This window comes from Arthrobacter sp. Ld5 (assembly GCF_051172775.1).
Classification (GTDB): domain Bacteria; phylum Actinomycetota; class Actinomycetes; order Actinomycetales; family Micrococcaceae; genus Arthrobacter_D.
Map to the genome: position 1 here is coordinate 20,087 of NZ_JBPKBO010000002.1, position 13,390 is coordinate 33,476.

The window sequence follows — 13,390 nt, forward strand, 5'->3', positions numbered from 1 at the left end:
CCTGTTCAATTCTCTTCGGGTCGTGATCGGGCCTGCACCAAGACAATGCCGTCACTGCGGGAGAACCAATGAAGAACCACATCATCCTCGAGATGCGCTCCATCACGAAGGAGTTCCCGGGCGTCAAGGCTCTCGCGGACGTCTCGATCGAGGTACGTGCCGGCGAGATCCACGCGATCTGCGGTGAGAACGGCGCCGGGAAGTCGACCCTCATGAAGGTCCTCTCCGGGCTCTACCCGTACGGCGACTACTCGGGCGACATCATCTTCCAGGGCGAAGAGGTCCGCTTCAAGGACATCCGCTCCAGCGAGGCCGCCGGGATCGTCATCATCCACCAGGAACTCGCGCTGATCCCCGAACTCTCGATCGCCGAGAACATCTTCCTGGGCAACGAGCCCACGCGCTTCGGCGTCATCGACTGGGATCACGTCAACCGGGCCACGCTGGAACTCATGGCCCGCGTGGGCCTGAGCGAGGACCCCACCACCAAGATCAAGGACATCGGGGTCGGCAAGCAGCAGCTCGTCGAGATCGCCAAGGCACTCAGCAAGTCGGTGAAGCTGCTCATCCTCGACGAGCCTACGGCGGCCCTGAACGAGTCCGACTCCCAGCACCTCCTGGACCTGATGGCGGGGCTCCGGGCCAAGGGCATCAGCTGCATCATGATCTCCCACAAGCTCAACGAGATCGAGCAGATCGCCGACTCGATCACCATCATCCGCGACGGCAAGTCCATCGAGACCCTCCACGTCAAGGAGGACGGCGTGGACGAGGACCGCATCATCCGCGGGATGGTGGGCCGCTCGCTCGAGTCCCGCTTCCCGGACCACACCCCGAAGATCGGCGAGACCTTCTTCGAGGTGCGGAACTGGACCGTCGCACACCCCACCGTGCCCGACCGACTGGTGTGCAAGAACTCGAGCTTCAAGGTGCGGCGCGGCGAGATCGTCGGATTCGCGGGGCTGATGGGCGCAGGGCGCACGGAGCTCGCGCGCTCGGTCTTCGGCCGCTCGTACGGCACCTTCAAGTCGGGTCAGATCGTCATGGACGGCAAGGAGATCACGCTGCGCTCGGTGCCCCAGGCGATCGACGCCGGCCTCGCCTACGTCACCGAGGACCGCAAGAGCCTCGGCCTCAACCTCCTCGACGACATCAAGACCACCACGGTGTCCGCGAACCTGCAGAAGATCACCCACGGGCTCGTCGTCGACCGGGACGAGGAGTTCCGGGTGGCCGAGGAGTACCGCAAGTCGCTGCGGACCAAGACGCCCAGCGTCAACGAGGGGGTCGCGAAGCTCTCGGGAGGCAACCAGCAGAAGGTGGTCCTCGCGAAGTGGATGTTCACGGACCCCGAGCTGCTGATCCTGGATGAGCCCACCCGCGGCATCGATGTGGGGGCGAAGTACGAGATCTACGGCATCATCCAGAAACTCGCCGACCAGGGGAAGGGCGTCATCGTCATCTCCTCCGAACTGCCCGAACTGCTCGGCCTCTCGGACCGGATCTACACGATCTTCGAGGGCGCCATCACCGGAGAAGTGGAACGCGAGCACGCGAACCAGGAATCCCTGATGAAACTCATGACCGCCAGCAGAAAATCTGCCTGACCCCTCGCCCCTAGGAAAGACACCATGAATTCCCTCAAGCAAATCTTCGGCGGGAACACCCGCCAGTTCGGGATGATCTTCGCCCTGGTCGCGCTCGTCCTGTTCTTCCAGTGGCGCACGGGCGGCAAGATGCTCACGTCCGTCAACATGATGAACCTGTTCAACGGCAACTCGTACATCCTCATCCTCGCCATCGGCATGGTCCTGGTCATCATCGCCGGGCACATCGACCTCTCCGTCGGCTCCGTCGCCGCGTTCGTCGGCATCGTCGTCGCCATCGCGATGCGCGACTGGGGCATCCCCTGGTACCTGGGGGTGCTGCTCGGCCTGGCGCTCGGCGCACTGATCGGGATGTGGCAGGGCTTCTGGGTCGCCTACGTCGGGATACCCGCGTTCATCGTCACCCTCGCCGGGATGCTCATCTTCCGCGGCGCCAACCAGTCCGTGGGCAACTCCCTCACCGTCCCCGTTCCCGAGGGCTTCCGCTACCTCGGCGCCGGATACCTGCCCGAGGTCGGCCCCAACATCGGGTACAACAACCTGTCCCTGCTGTTGGGCCTCGCCCTCGTGGGCTTCGTGATCTACAACGAGTTCCGGGGCCGCCGGAAGCTGGAGAAGATCAACGCCGAAGTGCCTCCCATGTGGGTCCCCGTCACCAAGGTGGTCCTCCTCTCCGCGGTCATCCTGTACACGACCTACCTCTTCGCCACCGGGCGCCCGGGTACGTCCTTCCCGGTCCCCGGCCTGATCCTCGGTGCCCTCGTCATCATCTACGCGTTCATCTCCAACAAGACCGTCGCCGGGCGCCACGTGTACGCCGTCGGTGGCAACCGCCACGCGGCCGAGCTGTCCGGTGTCCAGGGCAAGCGCGTCAACTTCATGGTGATGATGAACATGTCCATCCTCGCGGCCCTCGCCGGCATGATCTTCGTCGGGCGCTCCACCGCGTCCGGTCCGTCGGACGGCGTCGGCTGGGAACTCGATGCCATCGCTGCCGTGTTCATCGGCGGTGCCGCCGTCACGGGTGGCGTCGGAACGGTGGTCGGTTCCATCATCGGAGGCCTCGTCATGGCCGTCCTGAACAACGGACTGCAGCTCCTCGGCGCCGGCGCCGACGACACCCAGATCATCAAGGGCCTGGTCCTGCTCATCGCCGTCGCCTTCGACGTCTACAGCAAGAGCCAGGGCAAGCCGTCCATCATCGGGCTGATCACCAGGAGGTTCGGTGGCGGCGGCGACGGCCGGAAGGTCGACACCGAAGCCCCGACTCCCGGCCCGACCGAACAGGCCGTCGGAACGAAGGAAGTCATCTCCCACGACGTCTAGGACCCGGCACAGCCGGGCCCCGGCCCCCAGTTTTCCCCTTCCACCAAAGCAAGAGAAAGAGAAGAAGAATGCGTACTTTCGCAAAATCCCTCGCAGCGATCGCTGCGGTATCAGCACTGACGCTGACCGGGTGCGGCCGTGAAGAAGCGGCACCGTCCGCCGACGGCGAGACGGCAGCGGCAGGCTTCGAAGCAGGATCGGCCATCGGCGTCGCGCTCCCGCAGAAGACCTCGGAGAACTGGGTCCTCGCCGAGGAGCTCTTCAACGAAGGCCTGACCGAGGCCGGCTACGATCCCGACGTGCAGTTCGCCAACGGCGGCGTCTCCGAGCAGCAGAACCAGATCAGCTCGATGATCACCAACGGTGTGAAGGTCCTGGTCGTCGGCGCCATCGACGGCGCCCAGCTCGGCACCCAGCTGCAGCAGGCCAAGGATGCCGGCATCACCGTCATCGCCTACGACCGCCTCCTGACCAACACGGAGAACGTCGACTACTACGTGGCCTACGACAACTTCCAGGTCGGCGAGCTCCAGGGCCAGGCCCTGCTGGACGGCATGAAGGCCGCGAAGCCCGAAGGCCCGTACAACATCGAGCTGTTCGCCGGTTCGCCGGACGACGCCAATGCGAAGGTCTTCTTCGACGGCGCCATGAGCATCCTCCAGCCCGAGATCGACAACGGCAACCTCGTCGTCGTGTCCGGCCAGGAGACCTTCGACCAGGTCGTCACCCAGGGCTGGAAGGCGGAGAACGCCCAGAAGCGCATGGACAACCTGCTCTCCGGCAGCTACAGCTCCGAGGAGCTCGACGGCGTCCTGTCCCCCAACGACACGCTCGCCCGCGCGATCCTGACCTCGGTCGAGGGTGCCGGCAAGCCCATCCCGGTCGTCACCGGCCAGGACTCCGAGGTCGAATCCGTGAAGTCGATCATGGAGGGCAAGCAGTACTCCACGATCAACAAGGACACGCGCGCCCTCGTGGAACACGCCATCGTGATGGTCGATGACCTGCAGGCCGGGAACGAACTGGAGATCAACGATCCCGACTCCTACGACAACGGCGTGAAGACGGTTCCCGCGTACCTCCTCGAGCCGCAGATCGTCACCAAGGACAACGCGGCCGAGGCGTACGCCGACGACCCCACGCTGGCTCCCCTCACCCAGTAGCACCGCGCCGGTCCTCCGGCAGCAGAATTCGAAGCGCCCCGGTTCCGGCCGGGGCGCTTCGTCGTTCCCACGTCCGGGATGGACGCGGCCCGGGCCAGCGGCAAGGATGGGTCCATGAACCCACAGCACCGCATCAATGTTCCCCCCTGCGCTGAAGCAGGCGCTCCCAGCCCCGTCGTCGCCACCGGCAGACCCCTGAAGTGGGGCGTGATCGCCACGGGCGGGATCGCGGCCAAGGTCACGCAGGACATCGCTCTGCTCGAGGACGCGGTGCTCCACGCGGTCAGCTCGCGCAGCGCGGAGAGCGCCGCCGCCTTCGCGGAACGGTTCGGGTTCGCCACCAGCTACGGCACCGAGGGCGGAGTGACGGGCTACCAGCGCCTCGTGGACGATCCCGAGGTCGACGTCGTCTACATCACGACACCGCACGGCCAGCACTACGACGTCGCCCGGGCCGCCCTCACGGCGGGCAAGCACGTCCTGTGCGAGAAGCCGTTCACCATCAACGCCGCCGAGGCGGAGGACCTCGCCGCCATCGCCGCCGAGCGAGGGCTCTTCCTCATGGAAGCGGTCTGGACGCGCTTCCTGCCCAGCGTCAACCGCGCCTGGGAGATCATCCACTCGGGCGAGCTGGGCGAGATCCGGTGGGTGCAGGCAGACCTCGGGTTCACCGCCCCCGAGGATCCGGCCAGCAGGCTCTGGGACCCGGCGGCAGGAGGCGGTGCGCTGCTGGACCTCACGGTCTATCCGCTCACCTGGGCGCTGGGGTCCCTCGGCTTCCCCGATTCCGTCTCCGCCATGGGCACGCTCAACAGCGACGGCGTCGACCTGCAGAACGCCGTCACCCTGAGCTACGGGAGCGGGGCCTACGCCCAGCTGTCGTCCTCGTTCATCGCCTCCTGCCCCGGTCAGGCGACAGTGTGCGGCTCGAAGGGCTGGCTGAAGACCGGCGGAGGGCCCCTGCACAACCCGAAGGAACTGGAGATCAAGGTCGGGCAGGCGGACGCCCGGGTGGAGCACTTCGAGCAGGTGGGCGGCGGATACACGTACGAGTTGCGGGAGGTGACCCGCTGCATCCAGCAGGGACTCACGGAGAGCCCCACGATGCCGATCGATGACACCGTCAGGACGATGCGCCTGCTCGACGGCGTTCGCGCGCAGATCGGGCTCCGCTACGCGAACGACGCCGCCTGACCGGTCCGTGCACCGGGAGCGGGCCCGCAGCTCGTGCTGCGGGCCCGCTGTGTCGTCGATCTCCTAGGCCACGGCCTTCGGGCGCCGTCCCACCAGGGTGCCGCCCGCACCGCCGAGCAGGAGCAGCGCACCGAGCAGCAGGGCCTGTCGGCTTCCGAAGCCGGTCGAGGCGAGGACCTCCGGGGTGTCCGCCGTACGGGAAGCAGGCGTCGTCGCCGGTGCCATGCCTGTGGTGCCGGCGGACGCGGCCATCAGCGTGCCGGGCTCGACCGCGGTCCCGGCGGTGACGATACCGGCAGGAGTACCGGACGGGGTGTCAGCGCCATCAGGGCCGCTGTCTCCGGCACCTTCGGTCTCCGGAGTTCCCGGGACTGCAGCGACCGGCGCGTCAGGCGTGCTCGGCGACACCGGCGTGCTCGGCACGGTCGGTGTCATCGGGGTGCTCGGCGACACCGGTGTGCTCGGCACGGTCGGTGTCATCGGGGTGCTCGGCGTCACCGGCGTTGCCGGGGTTCCTGCTGGCGTGCCGCATTCGGTGCTGCTGCCACCAAGCACGGAGATGTCGGTGCAGCCGACCGTCACCGGCACCACGACCTCAGGTGCGATCACGTTCCCGTCCAGAACTCCGCCCGTCGTTCCACCAGTGCTGCCACCAGTACTTCCGCCAGCGGTCTCACCGTTCGATCCGGCGGTGCAGTCCGAGGCACTGTCACCGAGCACGGCCACGCCGTTGCAGCCGACGGTCACCGGCACCACGACCTCCGGGGCGATGACGTTCCCGCCCAGGATGCCGCCATCCAGCAGACCACCGGTGGAGCCAGCGGTTGAGCCGGTGCTGCCACCGGAGGCTCCCGCGGCGGTCTCCCCGGTCGACCCCGCCGCGCACTCCGAGGCACTGTCGCCGAGCACGGCCACGTCATTGCAGCCGACCGTCACCGGCGCCACGACCTCCGGGGCGATCACGTTCCCGCCCAGGATGCCGCCATCCAGCAGACCACCGGTCGAACCGGTGCTGCCACCGGAGGCTCCCCCAGCGGTCTCCCCGGTCGACCCCGCCGCACACTCCGAGGCACTGTCGCCGAGCACGGCCACGCCGTTGCAGCCGACCGTCACCGGCGCCACGACCTCCGGGGCGATCACGTTACCGCCGAGGATGCCGCCATCCAGCAGACCACCGGTCGAACCGGTCGTTGAACCGGTCGACCCGGTGCTGCCACCGGCGGCTCCCCCGGCGGTCTCCCCGGTGGAGCCGGCGCTACCGGTTACTGCCGAATCGCCGAGCACCGAGACCGAATTGCCGGATACAGTCACCGGCACCACGACCTCAGGGGCGATCACGTTCCCGTCCAGAATCCCCCCGCCGAGCAGCCCGCTCTCCGCGGACCCGACGGAGCCGACGGAGCCATCGGGCACCAGAGACTCCGCCACCAGGGCGGCGGTGTCCTCGATGGCCGATCCGCTCGTCGTGCCGGAAGGTAGGGGGACCGTAATGACGGCTCCCAGCCCGGCGTCGACCGCCGTGCTCTCCGTCGTCGACAGGTCCGCCGCTGTGGCGGTTCCTGCGCCGAGGACGAGGACGCCCCCGGCCAGAAGGACTCCGTAGAGCCCGCGCTGAATGCATGTATGCATGATGTTCTCCTGTGAATCGAAGTGGTTGAGCGGCGCCCGTGGCGCCATGGGCCGTCAGCCGCGCGCCGAAAGCGCGGCGAGGCCACCACTAATCAGGAGATGAACCGGGCTCGAGGCTCGGGCCGGCAGGGAGACTCGACGACGTCGAACGCCGCCCGACGGCCCCCAGGACCGGCAGGATCAGAAAGGCCGAAGCACTCAACGCCGCGAGCGGCGCTGCGGCGCCCCCTCCCGTCATGGACGAGGTGACGCCTCCGGAGAGCGCAGGCACGGCGGGCGTGGCGGCGGGATCCCCGACGGCCGGCATCAGCGAGACAACGGCCGGCATCAGCGCGGCGAGGCTCGGCACGGCGACCACTGCGGGAAGGTCGGCCTGCGGAGCCTCGTCAGGAAGACCCGAGGGCGCCGATCCTGTCGGCACCGCGGGCTGCGCCGTGCCGGCTCGCACCGTGCCGGCAACCGCCTGGGTCCCCGGAGCAGGGTCGGCGATGTCATCGTCGGACTCGACGGCCCGGGGCGCGACCGGTACCGGGTCGACCTCGGGGAGGGTCTCCTCAGCACCCGAGGGGAGAACCGGGACCGGGACCGGCACCGGGACCGGCACCGGAGCGGGCCGGGCCAGGTCCGGGACGGGAACGACGACGTCGACGACCGGGTCGATGATCTGCACGACGGGTGCGGCCACGTCGAGCACCGGCGCGGTGACACCGCCCACGGTGCCGTCGACGACACCGACGACGGGCGCCGTCACCCCGGTGACCGTGCCCGCGGGCACCACCGATCGGACGATGGGCACGTCGGCGACGACGCCGTCGACGAGGGTTGTCACGGGCTCGAGGACGGTACCGGCCGGCGTGCTCGCGACAGCGGGGATCCCCGCTACGAGGTCGGACAGCCCGGGGACCTCCCGGAGGAGCGACGGCGGGTCGGATACGGGCCCGGCGTCGACGGCCTGCACCGGGTCGGTGATCGCAGACAGAGCCGCAGGAACTCCCGTCGAGTCGACGGTCGCGGTGACGGAGCCGAGCAGTCCGGGACCGGCAGGTGCCTCGGCCGCGGCGGCCGTGGACGCACCGAGGGCCATCAGGCCGAGGGACCCGGCGGCCGCCAGCAGCAGGGCGCGGACGCTGGAGGAGAGAGACCGACGCTCATGAGCGTTCATCGCACTACCACCCCCAGGCTGAGACCTTGCAGAAACCCTAAACCTGCTGAGCATCTCCTGTAAACAGTGCGTGCACGAAAGAAGCCGGCGTACCGCGCGAGCGGTACACCGGCTTCTTTCGTGGAGCTGGGGGTCTACGCGGCGAGGATCGCCAGGACCTCGGACAGCTTCGCCGACGGACGCATCACCTCGGTCACCTTCGTGACGTCGGGGTGGTAGTAGCCACCGATGTCCGCGGGTGCGCCCTGGACGGCGAGCAGCTCGGACACGATGGTGTCCTCGTTGCCCGTCAGCGCCTCGGCCACACGCGCGAAGCTCTCCGCGAGTTCGGCGTCCTGCTCCTGCCGGGCCAGTTCCTCGGCCCAGTAGCGGGCGAGGAAGTAGTGGCTCCCCCGGTTGTCGATCTCCCCGACACGGCGGCTGGGGGACTTGTTCTCGAGCAGGAACGTGCCCGTCGCCCGGTCGAGCGTGTCGGCGAGGATCTGCGCGCGCTTGTTCCCCGTCGTCGTCGCCAGGTGCTCGAAGCTGACGGCCAGGGCGAGGAATTCGCCGAGGCTGTCCCAGCGGAGGTGGTTCTCCTTCACGAGCTGCTGCACGTGCTTGGGGGCCGAACCGCCGGCCCCGGTCTCGAAGAGCCCGCCGCCGTTCATGAGGGGGACCACGGAGAGCATCTTGGCGCTGGTGCCCAGTTCGAGGATCGGGAACAGGTCCGTCAGGTAGTCGCGCAGCACGTTGCCGGTGACGGAGATGGTGTCCTCGCCCTGGCGGATGCGCTTGAGGGTGAACGCCGTGGCGTCCACGGGCGTCATGATCTCGAGCGTGACGTCGTCCGTCCCGTGCTCGGCCAGGTACTCCCTCACCTTCGCGATGAGGTTCGCGTCGTGCGCGCGGTCCTCGTCGAGCCAGAAGACGGCGGGGGTCGCCGAGGCACGCGCGCGAGTGACGGCGAGCTTCACCCAGTCGAGGATCGCGGCGTCCTTGGTCTGGCAGGCACGCCAGATGTCGCCGGCCTCGACGTCGTGCTCGATCAGCACGGCACCCGTGCCGTCGACCAGCTGCACCGTGCCCGCGGCCTGGATCTCGAAGGTCTTGTCGTGGCTGCCGTACTCCTCGGCGGCCTGCGCCATGAGGCCCACGTTCGGGACGGTGCCCATGGTGGTCGGGTCGAAGGCGCCGTTGGCCCGGCAGTCGTCGAGGACCACCTGGTAGATGCCGGCGTAGCTGCTGTCCGGGATGACGGCCAGTGTGTCGGCCTCCTTGCCGTCCGGTCCCCACATGTGGCCGGAGCTGCGGATCATGGCGGGCATGGACGCATCCACGATCACGTCGCTCGGCACGTGCAGGTTGGTGATGCCCTTGTCCGAATCCACCATGGCGATCGCGGGGCCGTCCTCCATGCCCTGCGCGATGGCCCGCTGGACGCCGTCGCGGACGTCCTCCGGGAGCTTGTCGAGTCCGCCGAGAATGGAGGCGAGGCCGTTGTTCGGGCTGAGGCCGGCCGCGGTGAGCTGGGCCCCGTACTGCTCGAACAGATCGGGCAGGAAGGCGCGGACCACGTGGCCGAAGATGATGGGGTCGGAGACCTTCATCATGGTGGCCTTCAGGTGCGCCGAGAAGAGCACGCCCTCCTCCTTGGCCCGCGCGACCTGGGCCTTCAGGAAGTCGTTGAGGGCTGCGGCGCGCATCACCGTGCCGTCCACCACCTCGCCGGCGAGCACGGGGACCGAGTCCTTGAGGACGCTCACGGTGCCGTCGGCGGCGACGTGCTGGATCGAGACCGTGCCGTCCGCGGGGATGACGACCGACTGCTCGTTCGAGCGGAAGTCGTCGCTCGTCATGTGCGCCACGTTGGTCTTCGATTCCGGCGTCCAGGCACCCATGCTGTGCGGGTTCTGCCGTGCGTAGTTCTTGACGGACGCGGGGGCCCGGCGGTCCGAGTTGCCCTCGCGGAGGACGGGGTTCACGGCGCTGCCCTTGACCTTGTCGTACCGGGCGCGGATCTCCTTCTCCTCGTCCGTCGACGGGTGGTCCGGGTAGTCCGGCAGCGCGTAGCCCTGGCCCTGGAGCTCGGCGATCGCCGCCTTCAGCTGCGGGATGGATGCGCTGATATTCGGCAGCTTGATGATGTTCGCGTCCGGCGTCTTCGCCAGCGCACCGAGCTCGGCGAGGGCGTCCGCCATCCGCTGGTCCTCGGTGAGGTGGTCACCGAAGAGGGCGATGATGCGCCCCGACAGCGAGATGTCCCGGGTCTCCACCTCGACGCCGGCCGTGGACGCGAACGCCTCGATGACCGGCAGGAACGAGTAGGTGGCCAGCATCGGCGCTTCGTCGGTGTGGGTGTAGATGATTTTGGCCATGGGTTGGCGTCTCCCTGGTGCTCTGGCGTGTTCGGGTGGTTGGGGGTTGCCCATCGGCTCTAACCTACCGTGATTCCGTCGGACCCCGCCGGGCAGGCGGCGGGGGACGGCGCCCGCGGCGGCAGGGACGGGCTCGGGCTCAGTGGAAGAAGTGGCGCGCGCCGGTCAGGTAGAGCGTGACGCCGGCCGCGTTCGCGGCGTCGATCACTTCCTGGTCGCGCACCGAACCGCCGGGTTGCACGACCGCCCGCACGCCGGCGTCGAGCAGGATCTGGAGGCCGTCGGCGAAGGGGAAGAACGCGTCCGACGCCGCCACCGACCCGCGGGCCCGCTCGCTGCCGCCGAGGGTATTGGCCCGCTCGACGGCGAGCCTGCACGAGTCGACCCGGTTGACCTGGCCCATGCCGACGCCGACGGACGCACCGTCGCGTGCCAGCAGGATGGCGTTCGACTTCGCGGCGCGGCACGCCTTCCAGGCGAAGGTGAGATCGGCGAGCGTGGCGTCGTCGGCGGCCTCGCCGGCGGCCAGCGTCCAGCCCGAGGGGTAGTCGCCGTCGGCGTCGAGGGCGTCGGCGACCTGCATGAGCACGCCGCCGGACACCTGGCGGAACTCCACCGGGTTGCGCCCGTAGCCCTCCGGCAGGGTCAGGAGCCGGATGTTCTTCTTCTGGGCGAGGATCTCGACGGCCTCGGCGGAGAACGCCGGGGCGATCACCACCTCCGTGAAGATCTCCTTCACGGTCCGCGCCATGCCCGCGGTGACCTCGCGGTTCGCGGCGATGACGCCGCCGAACGCGGAGACCGGATCGCAGGCATGGGCCTTCGCGTGCGCGTCGGCGATCGGGTCCTCGGCCCCGGCCGACCCGACGGCGACGCCGCACGGGTTGGCGTGCTTGATGATCGCGACGGCCGGCTCGTCGAAGTCGAAGGCGGCGCGGAGGGCCGCGTCGGCGTCCACGAAGTTGTTGTAGCTCATGGCCTTGCCGTGCAGCTGGTCCGCCTGAGCGATGCCCGGCGTGGCCCCCTTCTCGACGTACAGCGCGGCCTGCTGGTGCGGGTTCTCGCCGTAGCGCAGCACCTCGGACCGTTCGAGGGCGAGCCCTGCGTAGCCGGGCCAGGTGAATCCGTCCTCGGCCTCGAACTGCTCCGCGGTCCAGGACGCCACGGCGGTGTCGTAGGCGGCCGTGTGCGCGAAGGCGAGTGCGGCCAGCCGGCGTCGTGCCCCGAGATCGAAGCCGCCTTCCGCGGCCGCGGTGACCACGTCGCCGTAGCGTGCGGGATCGACGACGACGGCGACCGAAGGGTGGTTCTTCGCCGCGGACCGCACCATCGCGGGTCCACCGATGTCGATCTGCTCGACGACGTCGTCGGGCCCGGCACCGGAGCGCACGGTCTCCACGAAGGGGTACAGGTTCACGACCACGAGGTCGAACGCCTCGATGTCGAGTTCGGCGAGCTGGTCGATGTGCTCCTGGCGGCGGCGGTCGGCGAGGATGCCGGCGTGGACCTTGGGGTGGAGGGTCTTCACGCGCCCGTCGAGGGTCTCCTGGAAGCCGGTCACCTCGGAGACCTCGGTCACGGGGACGCCCGCGGCGGCGATGCGCTGCGCCGTCGAGCCCGTGGAGACGATGGAGACGCCCGCGCGGTGCAGGCCCTGCGCCAACTCCTCCAGGCCGGTCTTGTCGAACACCGAGATCAGTGCTCGGCGGATGGGGACACGGTCGAGGTGGGGCAGGCTCACGCAGATCTCCGTCAGGTCGCTTCGCTGGGTCGCCCTCCAGTCTATAGGGGCGCGTCGGCCGGTACCCCGAGATGACGCCGGGTGCCGAGACGGCAGAAAAGACCGGCCGGAGCACCGACGAGCGGTCATTTCTGTCCTCTCGACCGGCGATCGCGGACTGCATCCTGTCCGGCGACCGCCAGGGCGTACCTGATGCGGGCCATGGCATCCTCGCGTCCGGCGCCGAGATGCCGCTTGGTGAACCGGAGCACGGTCCAGCCGAGTGCACGCAGCCGCTCGTCCCGCTCGATGTCGCGCGCCCACTGGCGGGGATCCGTCAGGTGGTGCTCGCCCTCGTACTCGAGCGCCACGCGCTGCCGGCGGTACTGGAGGTCCGGTCTCGACACGCGTCCGTCCTCGTCCAGGATCCACCGGTTCACCTCCGGCTCGGGCAGGCCTGCATCCAGGATGAGCATCCGGAGCATGCTCTCCGGCGCGGAGTCCACCCCGGATCGCAGGAGCGGCAGCGCCGCGCGCACCGCGGCCTGTCCCCGTGCACCGCGCCTCGTCGCCACCGCAGCGGACAGCGTGTCGAGGGTGCACAGCGGGTCCGGGAGATTGATCGCTGCCGCACGCCGCGGCGCATCGGGACGCCGGAGCAGGGCATCCCCCGCGGCGACGAGTGCCGGGAACGGCAGACGCGCCCCGAGGTCGCACCAGGTGCGCGCCGGCGAGGTGAGCGGGACGCCGTAGACGGTGACGACGTCGTCCTCGCCGAGCGCGGCGACATGCCCGACGACGCCCGCCCTCCGGGGGCGAGTGGTCCCGGGAGGGCGGGTGAGGTGGATCGGTGCGTCGTCGGACCGTCGCGGCAGCGGCAGCCCCCACAGGGCCGCAGCGGTCTCGTTGCTGGCGACCGTACCCGGCGAGAGCGTGCCGAGGCAGGCGACGACGTCGGACACCTCCGGCGGCGCGCTGTCCAGGAAGCGGATGCTCCGGGAGGACCGCCGGTAGACGGAGCGTCGCAGGACATGTCCGGGCAGTCCCAGCGTCCGGGCCGCCTCGACGGAGAAGCAGCGCGTGGTGGTCAGGCGCAGGAGTGCTGCGGCGTAGTGGGCATCGGGGTCCATGACCCATCGTCGGTCGGGCCGGGGCCTTCGGGGGCGTTGTCCACAACTCCCCGTCCCCGCGCAGCGTCGAGAGGGCAGAAAAGACCGGCCGGAGGGCCGTCG

The 13,390-nt window shown here is 69.3% G+C and carries 9 protein-coding genes; 4 read left to right on the forward strand and 5 right to left on the reverse strand.

Annotated elements, in window-relative coordinates:
* Positions 1–68 precede the first annotated feature (68 nt).
* The 4 genes from mmsA (at position 69) to ACSGDB_RS00510 (ending at position 5,290) form a co-directional block, all read left to right on the forward strand.
* Complete coding sequence (gene mmsA, locus ACSGDB_RS00495; protein WP_434991946.1) at positions 69–1,607, forward strand: multiple monosaccharide ABC transporter ATP-binding protein; 1,539 nt, start codon at positions 69–71, stop codon at positions 1,605–1,607.
* Positions 1,608–1,631: 24 nt separating this feature from the next.
* Entirely contained in the window at positions 1,632–2,933 is a 1,302-nt protein-coding gene (gene mmsB, locus ACSGDB_RS00500) for a multiple monosaccharide ABC transporter permease (protein WP_434991947.1), read from the forward strand.
* A gap of 68 nt (positions 2,934–3,001) precedes the next feature.
* Positions 3,002–4,096 carry a substrate-binding domain-containing protein gene (locus ACSGDB_RS00505; protein ID WP_434991949.1) on the forward strand — a complete coding sequence of 365 codons (1,095 nt, stop codon included), beginning with the start codon at positions 3,002–3,004 and terminating at the stop codon, positions 4,094–4,096.
* Between the two features lie 114 nt (positions 4,097–4,210).
* Positions 4,211–5,290, forward strand: coding sequence for a Gfo/Idh/MocA family protein (locus tag ACSGDB_RS00510; RefSeq protein WP_434991950.1), 1,080 nt, complete (start codon positions 4,211–4,213; stop codon positions 5,288–5,290).
* A gap of 63 nt (positions 5,291–5,353) precedes the next feature.
* On the opposite strand, the gene ACSGDB_RS00515 is transcribed toward ACSGDB_RS00510, so the two are convergent.
* The 5 genes from ACSGDB_RS00515 to ACSGDB_RS00535 form a co-directional block, all read right to left on the reverse strand.
* A complete protein-coding gene (locus ACSGDB_RS00515; RefSeq protein WP_434991951.1) occupies positions 5,354–6,919 on the reverse strand; it encodes a hypothetical protein in 1,566 nt (521 codons plus the stop codon).
* An 88-nt stretch (positions 6,920–7,007) separates the two neighbouring features.
* Positions 7,008–8,081 carry a hypothetical protein gene (locus tag ACSGDB_RS00520; protein WP_434991953.1) on the reverse strand — a complete coding sequence of 358 codons (1,074 nt, stop codon included), beginning with the start codon at positions 8,079–8,081 and terminating at the stop codon, positions 7,008–7,010.
* Between the two features lie 134 nt (positions 8,082–8,215).
* A complete protein-coding gene (locus tag ACSGDB_RS00525; protein ID WP_434991955.1) occupies positions 8,216–10,438 on the reverse strand; it encodes an NADP-dependent isocitrate dehydrogenase in 2,223 nt (740 codons plus the stop codon).
* Positions 10,439–10,577: 139 nt separating this feature from the next.
* The gene (gene purH, locus ACSGDB_RS00530; RefSeq protein WP_434991957.1) at positions 10,578–12,179 is read right to left on the reverse strand and encodes a bifunctional phosphoribosylaminoimidazolecarboxamide formyltransferase/IMP cyclohydrolase; all 1,602 of its coding nucleotides are present in this window, start codon (positions 12,177–12,179) and stop codon (positions 10,578–10,580) included.
* A gap of 125 nt (positions 12,180–12,304) precedes the next feature.
* Positions 12,305–13,288, reverse strand: a complete 984-nt coding sequence (locus tag ACSGDB_RS00535; RefSeq protein WP_434991958.1) for an endonuclease domain-containing protein — start codon at positions 13,286–13,288, stop codon at positions 12,305–12,307.
* Positions 13,289–13,390: the final 102 nt, after the last annotated feature.

Bases quoted from the DNA above. Each gene is read 5' to 3' on its own strand.
- ACSGDB_RS00535 (WP_434991958.1), bottom strand. From the start codon at position 13,288: ATGGACCCCGATGCCCACTACGCCGCAGCACTCCTGCGCCTGACCACC.
- ACSGDB_RS00515 (WP_434991951.1), bottom strand. From the start codon at position 6,919: ATGCATACATGCATTCAGCGCGGGCTCTACGGAGTCCTTCTGGCCGGG.
- ACSGDB_RS00510 (WP_434991950.1), top strand. From the start codon at position 4,211: ATGAACCCACAGCACCGCATCAATGTTCCCCCCTGCGCTGAAGCAGGC.
- mmsA (WP_434991946.1), top strand. From the start codon at position 69: ATGAAGAACCACATCATCCTCGAGATGCGCTCCATCACGAAGGAGTTC.
- mmsB (WP_434991947.1), top strand. From the start codon at position 1,632: ATGAATTCCCTCAAGCAAATCTTCGGCGGGAACACCCGCCAGTTCGGG.
- ACSGDB_RS00525 (WP_434991955.1), bottom strand. From the start codon at position 10,438: ATGGCCAAAATCATCTACACCCACACCGACGAAGCGCCGATGCTGGCC.
- ACSGDB_RS00520 (WP_434991953.1), bottom strand. From the start codon at position 8,081: ATGAACGCTCATGAGCGTCGGTCTCTCTCCTCCAGCGTCCGCGCCCTG.
- ACSGDB_RS00505 (WP_434991949.1), top strand. From the start codon at position 3,002: ATGCGTACTTTCGCAAAATCCCTCGCAGCGATCGCTGCGGTATCAGCA.